The organism is Allomuricauda sp. R78024 (genome assembly GCF_044596045.1).
Lineage (GTDB): Bacteria > Bacteroidota > Bacteroidia > Flavobacteriales > Flavobacteriaceae > Flagellimonas.
Window position 1 is genome coordinate 413,352 of record NZ_CP138995.1, and the last position, 20,093, is coordinate 433,444.

18 protein-coding genes are annotated in these 20,093 nt (G+C 38.0%); 5 read left to right on the top strand and 13 right to left on the bottom strand.

Going from position 1 to position 20,093, the window contains the following annotated elements:
• Positions 1-3: 3 nt before the first annotated feature.
• The 6 genes from nadD to SJY44_RS01800 all read right to left on the bottom strand — a co-directional run bounded on the left by nadD (position 4) and on the right by SJY44_RS01800 (position 4,686).
• Positions 4-588: a nicotinate (nicotinamide) nucleotide adenylyltransferase gene (gene nadD / locus SJY44_RS01775; RefSeq protein WP_298923045.1), complete on the bottom strand. Its 585-nt coding sequence runs from the start codon at positions 586-588 to the stop codon at positions 4-6.
• A 4-nt stretch (positions 589-592) separates the two neighbouring features.
• On the bottom strand, positions 593-1,192 hold the full coding sequence (gene gmk / locus SJY44_RS01780; RefSeq protein WP_298923047.1) for a guanylate kinase: 600 nt from the start codon (positions 1,190-1,192) through the stop codon (positions 593-595).
• A complete protein-coding gene (locus SJY44_RS01785; protein ID WP_298923049.1) occupies positions 1,189-2,046 on the bottom strand; it encodes a YicC/YloC family endoribonuclease in 858 nt (285 codons plus the stop codon). The genes gmk and SJY44_RS01785 overlap by 4 nt, the downstream gene beginning before the upstream one ends.
• A gap of 75 nt (positions 2,047-2,121) precedes the next feature.
• Positions 2,122-2,880, bottom strand: a complete 759-nt coding sequence (locus tag SJY44_RS01790; RefSeq protein ID WP_396591032.1) for a DUF1080 domain-containing protein — start codon at positions 2,878-2,880, stop codon at positions 2,122-2,124.
• Between the two features lies 1 nt (position 2,881).
• Positions 2,882-3,637, bottom strand: coding sequence for a DUF1080 domain-containing protein (locus tag SJY44_RS01795; protein WP_396591033.1), 756 nt, complete (start codon positions 3,635-3,637; stop codon positions 2,882-2,884).
• A complete protein-coding gene (locus SJY44_RS01800; RefSeq protein WP_396591034.1) occupies positions 3,634-4,686 on the bottom strand; it encodes a sugar phosphate isomerase/epimerase family protein in 1,053 nt (350 codons plus the stop codon). Before SJY44_RS01800 ends, SJY44_RS01795 begins: the two co-directional genes overlap by 4 nt.
• 142 nt (positions 4,687-4,828) lie before the next feature.
• Here SJY44_RS01800 and SJY44_RS01805 point away from each other — a divergent pair, with 142 nt between their 5' ends.
• Positions 4,829-6,532: a GMC oxidoreductase gene (locus tag SJY44_RS01805; RefSeq protein ID WP_396591035.1), complete on the top strand. Its 1,704-nt coding sequence runs from the start codon at positions 4,829-4,831 to the stop codon at positions 6,530-6,532.
• Positions 6,533-6,541: 9 nt separating this feature from the next.
• Positions 6,542-7,006 (top strand): ASCH domain-containing protein, encoded by a 465-nt coding sequence (locus tag SJY44_RS01810; RefSeq protein ID WP_298923058.1) that lies wholly within the window; start codon positions 6,542-6,544, stop codon positions 7,004-7,006.
• A 47-nt stretch (positions 7,007-7,053) separates the two neighbouring features.
• Here SJY44_RS01810 and SJY44_RS01815 read toward each other — a convergent pair whose 3' ends face one another.
• From SJY44_RS01815 to SJY44_RS01835, 5 genes are read right to left on the bottom strand one after another with little or no spacing between them, the layout of a single operon-like run.
• Entirely contained in the window at positions 7,054-8,190 is a 1,137-nt protein-coding gene (locus SJY44_RS01815; protein ID WP_298923060.1) for a Gfo/Idh/MocA family protein, read from the bottom strand.
• Between the two features lie 17 nt (positions 8,191-8,207).
• Positions 8,208-9,428, bottom strand: coding sequence for an MFS transporter (locus SJY44_RS01820; RefSeq protein WP_396591036.1), 1,221 nt, complete (start codon positions 9,426-9,428; stop codon positions 8,208-8,210).
• Positions 9,429-9,459: 31 nt separating this feature from the next.
• The gene (locus SJY44_RS01825; RefSeq protein WP_396591037.1) at positions 9,460-10,689 is read right to left on the bottom strand and encodes a nucleoside permease; all 1,230 of its coding nucleotides are present in this window, start codon (positions 10,687-10,689) and stop codon (positions 9,460-9,462) included.
• A gap of 12 nt (positions 10,690-10,701) precedes the next feature.
• A complete protein-coding gene (locus SJY44_RS01830) occupies positions 10,702-11,145 on the bottom strand; it encodes a DinB family protein (protein WP_396591038.1) in 444 nt (147 codons plus the stop codon).
• A gap of 12 nt (positions 11,146-11,157) precedes the next feature.
• A complete protein-coding gene (locus SJY44_RS01835) occupies positions 11,158-12,162 on the bottom strand; it encodes a sugar phosphate isomerase/epimerase family protein (RefSeq protein ID WP_396591039.1) in 1,005 nt (334 codons plus the stop codon).
• A gap of 136 nt (positions 12,163-12,298) precedes the next feature.
• Between SJY44_RS01835 and SJY44_RS01840 the strand changes: the two genes are divergently transcribed.
• Both SJY44_RS01840 and SJY44_RS01845 read left to right on the top strand, forming a co-directional pair.
• Positions 12,299-14,017: a GMC family oxidoreductase gene (locus SJY44_RS01840; RefSeq protein WP_298923070.1), complete on the top strand. Its 1,719-nt coding sequence runs from the start codon at positions 12,299-12,301 to the stop codon at positions 14,015-14,017.
• On the top strand, positions 14,017-14,667 hold the full coding sequence (locus tag SJY44_RS01845) for a gluconate 2-dehydrogenase subunit 3 family protein (RefSeq protein WP_396591040.1): 651 nt from the start codon (positions 14,017-14,019) through the stop codon (positions 14,665-14,667). The genes SJY44_RS01840 and SJY44_RS01845 overlap by 1 nt, the downstream gene beginning before the upstream one ends.
• A 163-nt stretch (positions 14,668-14,830) precedes the next feature.
• Here the strand turns inward: SJY44_RS01845 and SJY44_RS01850 are convergent, their stop codons facing one another.
• Both SJY44_RS01850 and SJY44_RS01855 read right to left on the bottom strand, forming a co-directional pair.
• A complete protein-coding gene (locus SJY44_RS01850; protein ID WP_396591041.1) occupies positions 14,831-17,308 on the bottom strand; it encodes a ribonucleoside-diphosphate reductase subunit alpha in 2,478 nt (825 codons plus the stop codon).
• 142 nt (positions 17,309-17,450) lie between these two features.
• Positions 17,451-18,437, bottom strand: coding sequence for a ribonucleotide-diphosphate reductase subunit beta (locus tag SJY44_RS01855; protein WP_298923076.1), 987 nt, complete (start codon positions 18,435-18,437; stop codon positions 17,451-17,453).
• 920 nt (positions 18,438-19,357) lie between these two features.
• Between SJY44_RS01855 and SJY44_RS01860 the strand changes: the two genes are divergently transcribed.
• Positions 19,358-20,092 (top strand): LytTR family DNA-binding domain-containing protein, encoded by a 735-nt coding sequence (locus SJY44_RS01860; RefSeq protein WP_163420952.1) that lies wholly within the window; start codon positions 19,358-19,360, stop codon positions 20,090-20,092.
• Position 20,093 lies beyond the last annotated feature (1 nt).

The window sequence follows — 20,093 nt, forward strand, 5'->3', positions numbered from 1 at the left end:
TACTTACCTGTAAAAGTTCATTTCATCCATATATTTCCAAACAGGAGCAGGAAGAAGCGGTTTAACATTCTTTCCTTTCTTATGTTCATTACGAATAAAAGTGGATGAAATTTCCATTATCGGGGCGTTCACTTTCATGATTTTTGAATGGCCTTCAAATTGGTTTTCTACTTTGCCATTGGAAATTCTAGGGTATACATATATAGAATAATGCTCTAAAATGGCCTCATAATTCTTCCATTTATGAAAGCTTTTCAAATTATCCTCCCCCATAATAAGTGAAAATTGATATTCTGCACCGTGTTGTTCTTCTAAATATAACAGGGTATTAATGGTATAATTGGGCTGTGGTAAATCAAATTCTATTTTACTGGGCTTCAGTTTGGGATAATCCTGTACTGCTTCAAAAACCATTTGATAGCGATGATGATTATCCAATAAAGATTGTTTTGTTTTAAAAGGGCTTTGCGGGGTAATGATGAACCAAACCTCATCCAAATCCGAAAACTCGACCATATGGTTGGCTATCACCAAATGACCAATGTGAATAGGGTTAAATGTCCCAAAGTACAGCCCTACTTTTTTCATTTATTCAGCTCTCTTTTGAATCTGGCATTTTTGCCCCAACAAATTCCGCAACCATTTTATGCGATTCTTGAAGCGCAACATCCAAATCGTAGTTTTTGATAATCTTATCAAATTGCGGTGCGGTAGCTAGTTCAACCGATGCTTTGGCAACTCGCATATTTATCTTATCGTCACTTTCCGTACTACGTTTTTTAAGCCTTATTTTAAGCTCATCAACACTTGGAGGTTTTACAAAAACTGCCAAGGTCTCTTCAGGAAACTTCTTTTTAATTCGCAATCCGCCTACCACATCAATATCAAAAATTACATTCTTCCCCTCGGCCCAAAGACGCTCTACTTCACTTTTTAATGTGCCATAGAAATTATCTCTATATACCTCTTCCCATTCTAGGAAATCTTCATTTTTGATATGTTTTTTAAACTCCGAAATAGACATAAAGTAATAGTTTATGCCATGTTTCTCTTTTCCTCTTCTAGGGCGGGATGTTGCCGAAACAGAGAAAGCAAGATTGAGCTCCGGTTGCTCAAGCAGATACTTAACAATAGTGGTTTTTCCACTGCCGGAAGGAGCAGAAAAAATAATAAGCTTCCCTCCTTCTTTCATAAAACATTAAGCATTTGCTCCTTGATCTTTTCCAGTTCATCCTTCATTTGAACCACCAATTGTTGCATAGGAGCATAATTGGCCTTTGATCCAATGGTATTGATTTCCCTACCTATTTCTTGAGCTATAAAACCAAGTTTTTTACCATTGGAATCTTGAGATTTTAAGGTAGTTTCAAAGTAATCCAAGTGATTTGCCAAGCGAACCTTTTCCTCTGTAATATCATATTTCTCCAAGTAGTAAATCAATTCCTGCTCAAAACGATTTGCGTCCAATTCAATTTTTAAATCGGCCACAGCTTTTTCCAAGCGTTCACGAACAGTATCCAAACGTTCTGGATCCATTGTCTTTACTTCATCGAGTAGTGCATTTAGGCTCTTTAATCGAGCTATAAAATCCTTTTCCAATACCTGTCCTTCTTCATTACGGAAGTCTACAATTTCCGAAAGGGCTTGCTTCATTGCCTTTTTTATGGCCTCATATTCGGTTTGGTCAATATCTCCCTTATCCGTCTTCATGGTATCCGGCATACGCAAAGCCATCTCCAGTAGCTTCACATCATCTCCTTTAGCAATATTGGCCAACTGCTGCATGTATTTTTTGACTACACCTTGGTTTACTTCAACTGTAGTTTCTTCTCCCGTAATTTCTAAATAGAGTCCAAAATCAATCTTCCCGCGGATTAGTACATCAGCAATCATTTTGCGTAGTTCCAGTTCCTTTTCTCTATAGGATTGAGGGGTTCTTGCGTTTATGTCAAGGCTTTTACTATTGAGCGACTTAAGCTCTATGGTAATTTTTTTGGAAGGAAGTTGAACAACGTGCTTTCCAAAACCGGTCATGGATTGAATCATACAGAATGATAAATTTTGGCAAAGGTAACCAAAATAGGTATTTAGCTCTTTGTTACTAAAAACTGGTTTAATAGTTTAATCCAACTCCCTTACCCAAATGTTTCTGAAGCTTACCCTACTGTTGTCTCCATGGTCCTGCAACATTATTGGAGCTTTTCCGTGAGCTTCGTATTTAGGCCAACCGATATACTTAATGGTCCCTTCTATTACAAAATGATCTTGAACCAAAACACCGTTATGCAGTAATGTCACCGTTGCCGGTTTTACAATGTTCCCTCCTCGGCTAAACTCGGGAGCATGGAAAACAATATCATACGTATTCCATTCACCTGTGGGTACTGAGGCCATTGCCAATGGAACGGATTGTTTATAAACGGATCCTACTTGTCCGTTGGTATAGGTAGGGTTATCGTTGTTGTCCAACACCTGAATTTCATACCGTTGCTGAATAAAAACACCGCTATTTGCCCTGTTTTGACCTTCCCTTTGCACTTCAGCTGGGGATTTCCATTCTATATGAAGTTGCATACTACCAAAATTCATTTTGGTTTGAATGTTTCCTGTCTTGTCCTTTACAGACATGCTAGCATCAGCATTTAAATGCCATTTTACTTCTGTGCTATCTACACTACTAACCCATTGATTAAAATCTTTACCATCAAAAAGAACAATGGCATCACTTGGAGCAGTATTGTCGTTCCCTGGAATAACTCTTGGGGGAACTGGTTCATAAAATTCGGTAGCCTCGGGCGTAGTCGGTTCTTTTTCTTGACCAAAAGCAAAAGTTGCAACCAAGGCAAACAATGCTAAAACAGTATGCGAATATTTTGACATGCTAAAGTTCTTTTATTTTAATATTTCTATACCCAATCACTATGGGTTCACCATGGTCTTGGAATGCAATTTTCCCTGTTTTAAAGTTCCCGAAGGCTTCCCAAGTAGCAAATTTAGAATTGGCCACCATAGCGTCCCAAGCCTCTCCATTTACTGGAAATTCTACGATCTTAACTCCGTTTAAAACCACACTGCCCTCATTAGCTTCATGGTTAATGGATATTAAATAATGATTCCACTCTCCAACAGGTTTAACCACATTCTGAGACGGTGATACCATATCATAAAGTGCTCCTGCTTGATGGCTTGTACCATTCTTTGCATCTGGGTGATCTATATTGTCCAGCACTTGAATCTCGGGCCCTGTAGTATAAGGTTCTGGGTATTTGTCATCTTCAACCACTCCCCACATAATACCACTATTGGCTCCACTGGATACCATCCACTCCACAGAAAGCACAAAATTGGTGTATTCCTTGTCCGTTACTATATTGAAACGCTCTCCTCCTTTTCGCTGTTCAGATGTTTTGTTCAAAAGCATAGCGCCGTTTTCCAAGCTCCAGGCTTCTTCAATATCCCTTCCAGAATAGATATGCCATCCATCCCAAGAAGATCCATCAAACAAAACAGTCCAGTCAGATTCTTCTTGTTCCATTTTTGTTTCAACAATCTCCTCTACTTCCTTAGGACTCTCTTTTGGTTTCTCCTTACAAGCAACTGCGACGATTAGTACAGTTAATAAAACTATTTTTTTCATAATCCCAGTATCTTTTTTAGTTTGTCAGTATCTGTTTCTGCTCCAGCAAAATCATCAAAGGTTTTGGTGGTAGCTTCAATGATATGGTCTTGAATAAATTTAGCACCTTCTCGCGCACCTTGCTCTGGGCTTTTAATACAACATTCCCATTCCATGACCGCCCATACATCACAACCGTACTGCGTTAGTTTAGAGAAAATAGTCTTGAAATCAATCTGCCCATCACCTAAAGAGCGATATCTTCCTGCTCGGTCACCCCAATCGTTATATCCTCCAAATGCACCTTTCTTTCCAGTAGGGTTAAATTCGGAATCCTTTACATGAAACGATTTTATAAACTCATGATAGTGATCTATATAAGCGATATAGTCCAACTGCTGTAATACAAAATGGCTTGGGTCATATAAAATATTTACCCGTTTATGATTTCCGGTGGCTTTCAAAAAACGTTCAAACGTGTCTCCATCGTGTAAATCTTCTCCAGGGTGAATCTCATAACATACATCCACTCCTTCTTCATCAAAATGATTTAAAATGGGTGTCCATCTTTTCGCCAACTCTTCAAACCCCATTTCCACCAACCCAGGTGGTCTTTGCGGCCAAGGATGCGCAGTATGCCAAAGTAATGCTCCGGAGAAAGTAGCATGAGCTTTTATTCCTAGTCTTCGGCTTGCCGTCGCTGCCTTTTTTACTGTTTCAATAGCCCATTCAGTTCGTGCCTTAGGATTGTTCTTCACTTTATCCGGAGCAAAATTATCGAACATAATATCATAAGCTGGGTTTACCGCTACCAATTGTCCCTGTAAATGAGTGGAAAGTTCTGTAATTTCCAATCCATAAGAATTTATTTTTCCTTTGAGTTCGTCGCAATAATCTTGACTCTCCGCAGCTTTGTCCAAATCTATCAAGAATGATTCCCATGTTGGAATCTGAATGCCTTTATATCCTAAACCAGAAGCCCATTTGCAAAGACCATCCAAAGAATTGAACGGAGGTTGACTATCTACAAATTGGGCAAGAAATACCGCCGGTCCTTTTATTGTTTTCATTTAAATCAATTTTTAAGAATTGATAAATCCTTAACGTTTTAGGATTTATCGCCTATATTTAAGAAAAAAACTACGATGTTATTATTTTTCCTGTAGAAAGACATAAATATAGGGATTAGCTAACAATTAAAACAGTACAATAATGAACGAAAATGTTGTTTATGATGCTATTGTTGTAGGAACAGGGATAAGTGGTGGCTGGGCTGCCAAAGAGCTTTGCGAAAATGGCTTAAAGACATTGGTTTTGGAGCGTGGACCCATGGTAAAGCATATTCAAGATTATAAAACCATGAACGATGACCCGTGGGACTACCCTTTAAAAGGCCAATTGAGTGATGAAGAATTGAAAAAATACCCAAAGCAACGTCGCCTAGGATGGGCCCCAAAGGAGGATGTTAAGCATTTTTTTGTAAATGATTTAGAGCATCCCTATCAAGAAACCAAGCGTTTTGATTGGATAAGGGGTTATCATGTTGGTGGCAGGTCGCTAACATGGGGGAGACAAAGTTACCGCTGGAGCGATATAGATTTTGAAGCCAACAAACAAGATGGAATCGCTGTAGATTGGCCAGTCCGTTATAAAGACATTTCGCCTTGGTATGATAAAGTAGAATCTTATATAGGTGTTAGTGGTGAGAAGTTGGGGCTTAAGCAATTGCCTGATGGCCAATTTCAACCGCCAATGGAATTGAACTGTGTGGAAAAAGAGCTGAAAAATGCTATGGAATCTGGGTTTGAAGATGGCAGGCTTTTGACCATTGGAAGGGCGGCCCATATTACTGAAAATACAACTGCGTTTGAAGGCCGAGGGCCTTGTCAATATCGAAGCAGGTGTTGGAGAGGATGTCCATTTGGAGGTTATTTTAGTAGTAACTCCTCAACTTTACCTGCTGCTGAACGCACGGGCAACATGACCTTACGTCCAAACTCCATTGTTCATGAAGTGGTTTATGATGAAAAGCAAAAAAAGGCAACAGGTGTAAAAATAATTGATGCCGAGACCCAAGAAAAAATTGAATTCAAAGGGAAAATCGTATTCTTATGTGCTTCTGCAATGGCCTCAGTAGGGATTTTACTCCAATCAAAATCTAAAACATTCCCAAATGGCATGGGCAACAATCATGATGAGTTAGGTAGAAATATCATGGACCATCACTACCAATTGGGAGCTTCTGCCAAAGTTGATGGTCATTTAGATAAATATTACAAGGGAAGAAGGCCAAACGGCTTCTACATTCCAAGGTTTGTTAACTTGGACGAAAAAACAAAAAGAAAAAACTTTTTACGTGGTTTTGGGTATCAAGGTGGAGCAAGTAGAAATCATTGGTCAGAGATGGTTGCGGAAATGGGTTATGGAAAAGCACTCAAGGAAGCTATTCTAAAACCTGGGGGTTGGGAAATTGGCATGACCGGTTTTGGTGAAATGCTTCCTCATCATGATAATCGAGTAACCTTGAGTCAAGACAAAAAAGATAAATGGGGATTACCCCAATTAGACTTTGACGTAGAGTTCAAAGAGAATGAACTTAATATGCGGGAGGCCATAAAAGAAGAGGCTGTTGCTATTCTAAAAGCGGCAGGTTTTAAAAATGTAAAGTCTTTTGATACTGAAACCGGCCCTGGCTTAGGAATACATGAAATGGGAGGTGCACGCATGGGAAAAGACCCTAAAACTTCCATCTTAAACAAGCATAATCAAGTTCATGACGTGCCTAATGTATATGTTACAGATGGCGCATTTATGACTTCTGCAAATTGTGTTAACCCCTCATTAACCTATATGGCTTTTACGGCCAGAGCGGCCAATCATGCTGCTGAACAATTTAAACAACATAAATTTTCTTAAATACCTACTATGGAAAACGCTTCTGCTCGAAATCTATGGGGTGATTTTCTAGATGCCCATCTAGAATTTGCTTCTGAAGACGCTCCAAAAGTGATACACTTTTGTGACAATGAAAAAGATGCCAATACCTGTGCCGATTTAGTTTGTAAAGATGTTAAACGCGCTACCTCCCAATCTCTTTTAGCTTTGCAATTGCGAAAAGAAGAGCTGCCCAAAATAGGAGATTTTGCCGTGGTTACAGATTGGTCTGGAAAAGCTAAATGTGTTATCCGAACCACTTCTGTCAAATTGGTCCCCTATTTTGCAGTCCATTCTGAGCATGCTAGGCTCGAAGGTGAAGGAGATAAAAGTATAGAACATTGGAGAAAGACCCATTGGGATTATTACACTAGGGAACTTTCTGAATTCAACAGAACCCCATTAGAAAGTATGATTATTGTTTTTGAAAGGTTTGAGAAAATCTTTCAAAGATAATGGCCGCATTTTGCGGCCATTTAAATCTTATTGACAAAAAGGTGTCCTTAGTCCATTTTTACCCAAACATTACCTTGTTTGTGTGAGGCTACGGTACCTTCAATAAAGTTCATACCTCTAACACCATCTTCCATGGTTGGGAATTCCCCATCATTGTATTCCTCTCCTCTAATGGCCTTTGCAGCTCCTAGATAAATATTTGCCATGGAGTCAAAAATCCCTTCTGGGTGACCAGGTGGCATTTTTGATGCTCCTAAAGAGAGTTCCGAATTGTATGCATGTCCTGGCTTATATACTTGAACAGGTTCCGTATCGCTCATTTTATAGAGGAAATTAGGTTTCTCTTGTTCCCATCGCAAAGCTCCTTTTTCACCATAGATGGCAATTGCCAATCCATTTTCCTCTCCCGTAGCAACTTGACTAGATCTGATTACACCTTTTACATGTTCATCCATGCGAATTAGAACAGTGCCGTCTACATCCATTTGATTGTCCTCATACAAGTAATTGAAATCGCATAACAACGATTTAACTTGCAGTCCAGTGGTAAACTCCACCATATTAAATGCATGCACCCCAATATCACCCATACATGAACTTATTCCTGCTTTTGTGGGATCCAATCTCCAGACTGTAGAACGCTTTTCCTTATCGTGGATTACCGTATTTATCCAACCTTGGTAGTATCTGGCATCTACTTTATGAATTTTACCCAATTCACCATTTTTAATCATCTCTCTCATCTGCCTCACCATAGGGTAGCCAGTATAGGTATGGGTCAAAGCAAACACCTTCCCAGAATTTTTATGGGCTTCTTGAAGGGTTTTGGCTTCCTCATAATCCATGGTCATTGGCTTTTCACAGATAACATGAAAGCCATTGTCCAATAGCTTTTTGGCCATAGGAAAATGCAAAAAGTTGGGCGTTAAAACTGAGCAGACCTGAATACGTTCATCTTCGGGAAGTTTTAACTCTTCCTCTACAAGTGTGTCAAAGTCCTTATAAATCCTATTGGTGGGCACATCAATCTCTTTGGCGAAAGCAACATTTTGCTCATAATCTGGATTGAATACGGCTCCAACAATTTCATAATTATCATTAATGAAGGAGGCTACTCTATGAAGCACTCCAATGAGGGAATCGCCTCCCCCTCCAATAACTCCTAATCTTATTTTTTTTGGCATTAATTTTCTTTTTTGATTTAATGTTCTTGTTTTAACCTTTTTTCTTCCAGTTTATTTCTCATCAAAAATAGGATTCCAAAAAGGACAATCAATATTACCGGAAGCCACATGATATTTCCTAAGGTAGCTTGGCCAGCAACAAGGTCCGCTGTCTCCGCAGAAACTCCTGAATCTAATGCCTGGGTGCGTTCTTTATCCAACATTTGACCAATTTTTGGAAGGGAAATTCCTGTAATCAACATTCCAAAACCTCCAATGATAGACATTCCCAATGCTCCTGTTTTATGACTGTACTCACTTACAAATCCAATCATAGTGGGCCAAAAATACATAACCCCAAATGAGAATAAAATAGCTGCGACATATACCATTGGACCCGTTGCGCTTGATAATAAAAACAGTGCAAGGGATGCAATAATCGCTGATCCAAACAATACCCCAACTGGATTGAATTTATGAATAATAGGGCCTGCAAAATATCTGCCCACTGCCATTAGTCCGGTAACAATAGCTAAAATGATAAGTGGTGGTGCCCCCGCTTGGCCTAGCAATCTTTCTATAAATTGACCTGTCCCCAATTCTGTAGTAGCTGTTAATCCCATACATATGAGCATGAAAAGAAATAATGGCGTGAACATTGATTTGACATTTTTACTGATGTCTGATTCTATATTCTCTGCTTTTGGGAATTTTTGACCTAATATTAGGTAGCCATATAGCAATGTGGGTACAATCATTATAGCGATTTGTATTTGCCAAGAGAGTCCAATATTTCCCATTAACTCACCAAGCAATGCGCCAATTACAATCCCTCCTGGAAACCAAACATGGAATTTATTGAGCATCGTGGTTCTGTTTTTGGTATACATGTCCGCAATCAAAGGATTACAGGCCGCTTCTACTGCTCCATTGGCTAAGCCTATAAAGAATGTTGATATTAGTAAGGGAACAAAACTTTTTGCTATTATAGTAAGGATTAAGCCCAGAAGGTGACAAATAAAAGCCACCCATAATATGGGTTTTGGACCAATCTTTGGATAGATAAGTCCTCCTATTATCATTGATACAGGGAAACCGTAGAACGCCATTGAATTCATCCATCCAAGCTGGGTATCATTGAATCCAAATTCAACATTCAGTTCTCCCATAATTCCAGCTCGTAACGCAAAGGTCATTGCTGTAACTATCAATGAGACGCATGAAGCCAAAAACAGTCTATTCTTATTAATATTTTCCATTAAATTATATTTGGTTAGTTACCTATTTGGTTCAAGTTTTATATTCTACTTTCTCATTTTTAAAAACTAAAGCAAACAGTAGAAAAACAACCAAGGCAAATCCTGCAGGATACATCCATATGGTTTGCCAAGTGTGCGTAGCGTCTTCCAGAAGATATGTATCTGTTATTTTTCCTGCTATCCAAAACCCTATTAACATTCCCACACCATAAGTGGCAAGAGTAATTAGACCTTGGGCAGCACTCTTATATTTCTCCCCAGCTTTGGTATCTGTATAAATTTGCCCAGACACAAAGAAAAAGTCATAGCAAATACCATGTAGTGCAATTCCAATAATTAACATGAAGGCAAGCTCACCAGGGTTGCCAAAAGCAAACAATAAATAGCGAATGGTCCATGCCAACATCCCCGCCAAAATGGTCTTTTTAAATCCATATTTTTTAAAGAAATAGGGTAGTAACAACATAAAAAGCACTTCGGATATTTGACCTATGGTCATTTTGCCAGTTGGATTACTTACACCAATTTCTGAAAGAAACGGATTAGCATTTTGGTAATAAAACGCTAAGGGTATACATATGAGCACAGAGGCGATAAAAAAGATGAGAAAATTTTTATCTTTTAAAAGTTTCAATGCATCCAATCCCAGCAAACTTGAAATACTGACCTTTTCATCTTTTGATACTCTTGGAGGAGTCCTTGGAAGTGTAAAGCTAAAAAGACCTAGAACTGCGGAAGCTACTGCAACCATTAAAAAAGTGTTTTTTAGCATCCCTGCCGACCTTCCTTCGGGCGAATCCCAAAGAAATACATAGCTAATAATCAACCCAGCAACAATCCAACCTATGGTTCCAAACACTCTAACCAAAGAGAATTCCTTGGCAGGGTCTTTCATCTGATTAAAAGAAATTGAATTTACTAGAGCCAAAGTCGGCATATATAAAATCATATATCCCAAAACATATGGATAAAAAGCAGCAAAGTCATCTATACCATACATTTGGTACATTAAAAATGCACCTAAAAGGTGCAAAACACCTAAAATTCGTTCGGCATTAAAATATCTATCCGCTATCAATCCTATAATAAATGGTGCTATTATCGCTCCCCATGATTGAGTTGAAAAAGCTTTCGCTATTTCTCCCCCACTGGCATTTAAGTTTTCTCCTAGAAAAGTGCCCAGCGTAACAAACCAGCCTCCCCAGATGAAGAATTCTAAAAACATCATAAAAGAGAGTTGGAATTTTATTTTTAAAGTCATGAATTAGGGAATTTATCTTTTATATAATATGTAGTCCAAAGATTCGGGTTCAATTCCCGCCAATCGGAAATCCATCAAAATTTGTCCCCTATGGTGTGTGGAATGGTTAACTATATGAAAAAGGATATCTTTGAGCTCATTCCCAAATGTTCTTCCTTCACTGTTCTCATAATCTATTCTCTTTGCAAAATCATCTGCATTGGTTATAATTTCAAAAGAAGTTCGTTGGTTTTCATAGTGTATGTCCTGCCAATTTTCAACCTCATGTTTTTGCCAAACATCAAATTCAATTTGCTTTCCTACAATTCTGTGATTCCATACATGATGCGCATTTAGAATATGACTAAACAATTTTATGCACTTCTCAGGAACTTGGTCCATAGATGCACATTGCTCAATGAGCTTTTTATTGCAATAGAAATTATAATCAAAATGCTGGTGTAAAAATCCCTTCATAAACACAGTGTTTTATGCAGATAGATTAAGTAATTTGTTCAATAAGTTTTTGGTGGCAATAATTCCTTCTTCTTCACTAAGCTCATCCCCTTCATATTCTACTCCTACATAACCAGAATAGCCGGAATCTTTGACAATTTTCATCATACGTTCAAAATCGGTATGCGTCTCATTGCCTTGATCATCAAAATCATGGGACTTGGCACTCACAGCTTTGGCGTATGGCATTAGTTCACCTATTCCTTTATATCTATCATATTCCTCAACGCAGGGAGTGTCAAAATAAGACCCATCCTCTCTTTTCACGCAGAAATTCCCAAAATCTGGAAGCGTTCCGCAATTAGGCAGGTTCACTTTTTCCATAACTTCAACCAACATGGCCGCATTAGAGGAAAATCCTCCATGATTTTCCACAATCACATTGATGTTTTTATCTTTTGCATAGTTGGAAAGTTGTGTAAGTCCATCAATAGAAGCAGGAGTCCACTCTTCAGCAATCTTACTGCCCATTAAGTTCACTCTTACGGAATGACACCCAAGTGCAGCTGCGGCATCTACCCATTTAAAATGATCTTCGATGGCCTTTTTTCTTTCCATCTCATCTGCGGCAGATAAATCTCCTTCATGATCAATCATAATAATTAGATTTTCCAATCCATGTTTTTCACTTTCCGCTTTTGATTTTTCTACGAATTTATCCATCGCCTCTTTAGAAAAATTAGCAGCTTTAAGTTCGTCCTCATACAATTGACTTACATATTCCAAACCAGAAAAACCCCACCCTTTTGCTTTTTCAGCAAATAGATATGGGTCTAGTCCTTCTTCCCTAATCATTCTATGTATGGACCACTGCGCTAGCGAAAGCTTGAACATTTGCTCTGGTGCAGCTGGAGTTTCTTCTAGCATTTCCGTGTCTGTTATTTCTTTTTTCTTGCCTTGTTTACATGCATATGTACCCAACAGTGAAAGTGCAATTCCTGCTTGGGCACCATTTTGAATAAAATTCCTTCTCTTCATAAGGGTTGATTGTGTAATATTAAATAGAATTGAAAAACTACAACGTTATAGTAGTGAATTCTCAATAAACATAAGGATTAAATGTAGAAAATTAATTTAATAATTAATACATTTATGAAATAAACAATCCTATTAAATGAGTAAATTTTATTACAACGAAGAGCAGGAATCATACGATGCCATTGTAGTGGGAACGGGCATTAGTGGTGGTTGGGCTGCTAAAGAACTGTGCGAAAATGGACTAAAGACATTGGTCTTGGAACGCGGTCGTATGGTAAATCATATTACTGATTATCCCACAGCAAATCTAGATCCTTGGGATTTTCCAAACAATGGGGAATTATCGCCAGACAAGATTGCCAGACAGGAGAAACAAAATAGAACAGGTTACACTGTAAAAGCTCCTCATAATTTCTGGTTTGTGGACGACATTGATCATCCTTATAATGAAACCAAACGTTTTGATTGGATGAGAGGCTACCATGTAGGTGGACGATCATTGTTATGGGGGCGTCATAGCTACCGTTGGAGTGAAATTGATTTTGAGGCAAATAAAAAAGAAGGTGTTGCCGTTGATTGGCCAGTACGCTATAAAGACATTGCTCCTTGGTATGATAAAGTTGAAAGTTATATAGGAGTTTCAGGAGAACTATTGAATTTACCTCAACTACCAGATGGGAAGTTTGAGCCCATGATGGATCTTAATTGTGTTGAACAACATGTGCGTGAACGCGTTTCTGATCATTTTGATGGACGTGTTATTACAGCTGGTAGAGTTGCACATATTAACAGTGATAAAAAGTTTGATGGTTTAAACCGTAGTTCCTGTAAATTTAGAAACAGGTGTATTAGAGGTTGTCCTTTTGGCGCATATTTCAGCAGTAATTCTTCTACATTACCCGCTGCTGAACGAACAGGGAATATGACTTTACGCCCAGACTCTATTGTGCATGAAGTAATCTATGATGAGAATACAAAAAAAGCCACGGGAGTAAAAGTTATAGATCGTGTTACCAAAGAAGTTTTTGAATTTAAGGCCAAGGTAATTTTCCTTTGCGCTTCTGCTGTAGCATCAACTTCAATTCTAATGCAATCTAAATCTGATAGATTCCCTAACGGAATGGGTAACGATTCTGGAGAATTGGGTCATAACATTATGGACCATCACTTTAAAGCTGGTGCTCGAGGTAAAATGGATGGCTTTGAGGATAAGTATTACAAAGGAAGAAAACCAAATGGGATTTATGTTCCTCGTTTTAGAAACTTGGGAGGTAGCAGTGATATGAAAGACTTTACCCGAGGTTATGGATACCAAGGTGGTGCTGGAAGAGGTGATTATGAAGCCGCCATTGCTGAAGTTTCCCATGGAAAAGAACTTAAAGATGCTGTTTTAAAACCAGGAGGCTGGAACATGAACATGTTAGGGTTTGGAGAAATCTTGCCATACCATGAAAATAAAATGACTCTTGACTATGATAAGAAAGATCAATGGGGTCTACCAACGGTCACTTTTGATGCAGAGATAAAGGAAAATGAGCTCAAAATGCGTAAGGATATGCAAGAACAGGCAGCAGCAATGCTTGAAAAGTCTGGAGTACGCGATATTGAAACTTATGATGAGACTTACGCACTAGGCCTGGGAATACATGAAATGGGTACTGCCAGAATGGGTAGAAATCCTAAAACTTCCGTTTTAAACGGAAACAATCAAGTACATACGGTTAAAAATGTTTATGTTACTGACGGGGCTTTTATGACATCCGCAAGTTGTGTAAATCCCTCACTGACCTATATGGCTTTTACTGCAAGAGCTGCCCACCATGCAGCGCAAGAACTTAAAAAAGGAAACATATAATGGAAAGAAGAGTTGCACTTAAAAATATGGGGCTGGCCTTTGGTTATACCATTGCTGCTCCAACACTTTTGGGAATAGTACAAAGCTGTAATGGCAAGAAAGTATTGGATTGGACTCCGGAATTCTTTTCTAAAGATGAAGGGACCGTTTTACATACTCTGGTAGATATCTTATTGCCAAAAACCGATACCCCTTCTGCCACAGAAGTAAATGTACATGTGTTCTTAGATAAATTTGCGAATGAAGTTCTTCCAAAAGAGCATCAAGATTTTCTAAAAATGGGCATGGGCAAGTTTACTGATAAAGTTTTGGCTTCAGCACAGAAAGAATCTCTTGCAGAGTTGGATGAAGAGGATTTAGAGCCTGTTTTCGCCACATATCTCAAGAAAAGAACAGATGAGGTTGAAGAAGCTCACGAAAAAGCCTTAGAGGCTTATTTTGGAGCTGTAGAAGAAAATGGCGGTGCGGTGCTAGATGATGAAATCTCTCGCTATAGTTTTGCCAATTCATTACGTGATCTTTCAATCTGGTCGTATAAGACCTCAGAATATGTAGGTGAAGAGATTTTAGCTTATTTACCTGTTCCAGGCGAGTATATTGGTTGTGAAGATGAACAAACATTGACCCAAGGTAAGGCTTGGTCCCTATAACATATATCATTTACTGTTAAAAAAGCCCCTTTGTAAGGGGCTTTTTAGTTTCTGAATTTCTTTCAATTCAAAAAAATACCTCAGAAGTCGTTCTTTGTGGGGTGAACTTTTCCGAGGCATCTATTTAATAAACACTATCACATACTGATAAGCTCAGTACAAACTACGATCCACACATCAAACAGTCATCGTCTGCTTGGCCTTCTTTGGCGCGTGCAATCATTTCTTTCATTTCTTCAGCACTCATAGGCTGTACGTCCACTTCTTGTTGACTTGCCGATGTGACTTCTACCTTAAGTACTTCCGCAGTGTTAGGTGTTGCAGCTATTACTTCTGCATCCGCAGCTACACTAACAGGAACTTCTTTCTTCTTAGTATTGTCCAACGTGAACTTAATAGCATCCACGGCCGCTTTAGTACGCAAATAATACATACCCGTCTTCAAACCGCTTTTCCAGGCGTAAAAGTGCATGGACGTTAACTTAGAATAATTGGCATTTTCCATGAACAAGTTCAAAGACTGGCTTTGATCAATAAAATAGCCACGCTGTCTGCTCATATCAATGATATCTTTCATGCTAAGCTCCCAAACCGTCTTGTACAATTCCCTGATATCCTGTGGAATAGTTTCTATATGTTGAATAGATCCGTTGGCACGCATCAATTCTTGCTTCATGCTTTCGTTCCAAAGACCCAAATTTACCAAGTCTTCCAATAGGTGTTTGTTTACTACGATAAACTCACCTGAAAGTACTCTTCGGGTATAAATGTTAGAGGTATATGGCTCAAAACATTCATTATTACCAAGTATCTGAGAAGTAGATGCTGTTGGCATTGGTGCTACCAATAAGGAGTTACGAACACCATTTTTCTTTACTTCTTTTCTCAATTTGGCCCAATCCCAACGTCCAGAAAGTTCTTCGTCTTTAATGCCCCAAAGGTTATGCTGAAACTCTCCTTGTTCAATTGGAGAACCTTTATAAGACGAGTATGGTCCTTCTTCTTTTGCTTGCTCCATGGAGGCAGTAACTGCTGCAAAATATAAGGTTTCGAATATCTCTTGGTTCAGTTTCTTAGCTTCATCACTTGTAAAAGGTAAACGCAACATTATGAAAGCATCTGCCAAGCCCTGTACTCCAAGACCAATAGGTCTATGGCGCATATTGGAATTTTCAGCTTCTTTAACTGGGTAATAGTTCCTATCTATTACTTTATTCAGGTTTTTGGTCACTCTTTTAGTAACCTTGAACAACTCTTTATGGTCAAATTCACCATTCTTTATGAACATTGGTAATGCGATGGAAGCTAAATTACATACCGCTACTTCATCTGGAGAGGTATATTCCAAAATCTCTGTACATAGGTTTGAAGAGCGAATAGTACCTAAATTCTTCTGGTTGCTTTTACGGTTGGCGGCATCCTTGTACAACATATAAGGTGTCCCTGTTTCAATTTGAGATTCTAATATTTTTTCCCAAAGTTCACGCGCTCTTACCGTTTTACGGCCTTTACCCTGAGCCTCATATTGTAAGTATAGCTTCTCGAACTCTTCACTGTGATTTGTAAAAAGCCCTGGGCACTCGTTAGGACACATTAATGTCCATTCTTCGTTTGCTTCTACCCTTTTCATAAAAAGGTCAGAAATCCACATGGCATAGAACAAATCCCGTGCACGCATTTCTTCTTTTCCATGATTCTTTTTCAAATCGAGGAACTCATAGATATCTGCATGCCATGGCTCCATATAGATTGCGAAACTTCCTTTACGTTTTCCACCACCTTGATCCACATATCTGGCTGTATCATTAAATACTTGAAGCATTGGAACAATTCCATTAGAAGTGCCATTAGTGCCCGCGATATAGGATCCAGTAGCTCTCACGTTATGAATAGAAAGACCTATTCCTCCAGCAGATTGTGAAATTTTTGCAGTCTGCTTTAATGTATCATAAATACCATCAATACTGTCATCTTTCATTGCTAGAAGAAAACAAGAAGACATCTGTGGCTTAGGTGTACCGGAATTAAATAAAGTAGGTGTAGCATGAGTAAAGTACTTTTTAGACATCAACTCATAGGTTTCTATAGCAGCGTCTAAATCGTTTAAATGGATCCCGATAGAAACTCGCATCAACATATGTTGTGGGCGCTCTGCTATTTTACCGTTTAGTTTTAACAAGTATGAACGTTCCAATGTTTTAAAACCGAAGTAATCGTAGCCAAAATCACGGTTGTAAATAATGGTAGAATCCAATTTTTCTGAATTTTCAGAAATCACTTCATAAACCTCCTCCGATAGAAGTGGTGCTTTTTTGCCGGTTCTAGGATTTACGTATTCATACAAATCCTTCATAGTTTCCGAGAAGGATTTTTTAGTGTTCTTATGTAGATTGGAAACTGAAATACGAGCTGCCAACTTTGCATAATCTGGATGCGTGGTAGTCATAGTTGCAGCAATCTCAGCTGCTAAATTATCCAATTCAGATGTAGTTACACCGTCATAAAGCCCTTCTATGACCCGCATAGCAACTTTTAATGGATCTACCAGCCCATTAAGGCCATAACACAATTTTCTTACCCTGGCCGTGATCTTGTCGAACATGATCAGCTCTTTTCTTCCATCTCTTTTTACTACATACATGTGGCTACTATTGTTTTAAATGATACGTTTGTTGGTTATACCAGCATACACTTCAATCGCGTCGGAAAAAATTCCAGCGCACTTAGTTAGGTTAAAATCATGAAAACACCAAGGGGTAGTGTTTTCTTAAAGGTTGGTCAATTTAAAAGTCAGCGTCAAAACTGATCTTTTGTGCATCTTCATCTTTTTCTTTGTTCAAAACACCTGCTTTTTGATATTCAGACACGCGCTTTTCAAAGAAATTGGTCTTGCCCTGAAGTGAAATCATATCCATGAAATCAAATGGGTTGGTAGCATTATATACTTTTTCACATTCTAATTCCACCAATAATCTATCGGTCACAAACTCCAGATATTGTGTCATCAATTTAGAGTTCATTCCAATTAAACTTGCGGGAAGTGATTCTGTAATAAACTCTCTTTCAATATTAAGAGCATCTGTTAAAATTGCAGTAATCCGCTCTTTTGGCACTTTATTAATCAGGTGTTTATTGTGTAAATGAACTGCATAATCACAGTGCATTCCTTCATCTCTAGAAATTAACTCATTAGAAAATGTAAGGCCAGGCATCAGGCCTCTTTTCTTTAGCCAAAAAATAGAGCAGAAAGCACCTGAAAAGAAAATTCCCTCAACTGCGGCAAATGCAATTAATCTTTCGGCAAAGCTTGGAGATTCAATCCAGTTTAAGGCCCAATCTGCCTTCTTTTTGATTGCTGGGAAGTTTTCAATGGCCTTGAAAAGAATATTTTTTTCCTTTTCATCTTTTACATAAGTATCTATTAGTAACGAATATGTTTCTGAATGGATATTCTCCATCATAATCTGAAATCCGTAGAAAAACTTTGCTTCCGCATACTGGACCTCACTAACAAAATTCTCTGCTAAATTCTCGTTTACAATACCATCAGATGCAGCAAAAAATGCAAGGATGTGTTTTATAAAATAACGCTCGTCATCATTCAATTTATTATTCCAATCCGTCAAGTCTTCATGAAGATCTATTTCTTCGGCAGTCCAAAAACAAGCCTCGCATTTTTTGTACCATTCCCAAAGATCATCATGCTTAATTGGAAAAATTACAAATCTATCTTCATTTTCTTCTAATATGGGCTCAATGGCTGTTGACATACGTAATTGTTACAAAGTTTATAATTTGGAAAGGAAAATTCCTAGCGAACAGGGCAAACAAAGATTCAAAAATGTAACCAGACTGTAAAGTTTGTTTTATCAAAACCAATGTAAAGTTTTTAACACAACATGTTGAAATCTAGGTTCGCAAGTGATGTTCCTTGGGCTGCTGGGATTATGGCGCCAGTGAAGTTTTTTTGTCAAGATTCAACAATAACAAAAAAGACCAAAAAGTATATTGTAATATACTTTTTGGTCTTAATTATTTATGAAAATTGCGCTTAAAGCCACTTTATTGAATTCCATTACCAAACAGTACGGCCATTTTCAGCTTAACCTTGGAATGTACTTTAATCTTAGGTAGTTCCCCCGAAACCCAAAACCAAAATTCAAAACCTTAGTATAGCCGAAGATTTTATTTTGCAAGCAGTTTCTAAAATCAAGAGGTTGGTTGCTCGGCCGTACACTTGTTTGTTGGTAATGTATATGAACTTGTTCTGTTGAAACACTCTAGTCTACATTGACGACTTTGTCCCAATCTGACTGCATTTTTAAATCTTTACTCTCTAACACAGCAGCAAATATTAGAGTAAATATCAAAATCACGAATAATACAACACACTTTTTCATTGTAGCATCATTAAGGTTGTTTCTTAATTTTTGATAGAGCCAAATTATAAAAGAAAAGACTCCGCCGGGCCTAGTATGTATAATCGGTTGCATTTTATGTATAAATGGTTTTTGGCCTTTTTGACCCTATAAGGCTTATTGGGACAAGCAGTTCCAACTAAAGCAAAGTTCTACAAAATCTCAATACGTTCCTTTTTTTACCAATTATAAGCGCTAAGTGTCCATTAGCACATATTTTTAAATACCTTATACAGAATAGTCCTAAATTTGAAATTGATTTAATATAAAGAATGTTAGAAGCAGTTATTGTAGATGATGAGGTAAAAGCTTTACAAAGTTTAAGTTGGGAGTTGACCAACCTGAGCGATGAAGTTGACATAATTGCGTCTTTTACAGATGCGCATGAAGCTTTGGACTATCTTGAGCGTAATACCCCAGATTGTCTCTTTTTAGATATTGAAATGCCGGCAATGGATGGTTTTCAGTTTATTAAAAATCTAAAGAACAAGGATTTTCCTGTTGTTATTACCACGGCTTATAATCAATATGCACTTCAGGCCTTAAAGAATGAGGCCATTGACTATCTGTTAAAACCCATTGATACTGATGACCTTCAGGTAACCATTTCCAAAATAAAAAAGTACAACACCAAAAATTTGACTATTGACAAGTTGGAGAAAATTTTGTTGAACTTTAATGCGGAATCCCATAGTAAAAAGATAACAATAAACACCGATGGCAAATTGTTGTTCTTAAATAGTGATGATATACTTTATGCGGAATCTGATGGCAATTACAGCACTATTTTTTTAAGCGATGGGCAAAAAATCTTATTGACAAAAAAGCTCAAGGAAGTAAACAATTTATTGCCGGATAACAGCTTTTTTAGAATACATAATTCATATATCATCAACTTAAACAAGATAAAAGAATTTTTGAAAACGGACGGTTATGTGGTTTTGGAATCCAACCATAAAATTCCCGTCTCTAGGCAAAAGAAATCTGATTTTTTGGATATGCTATAAC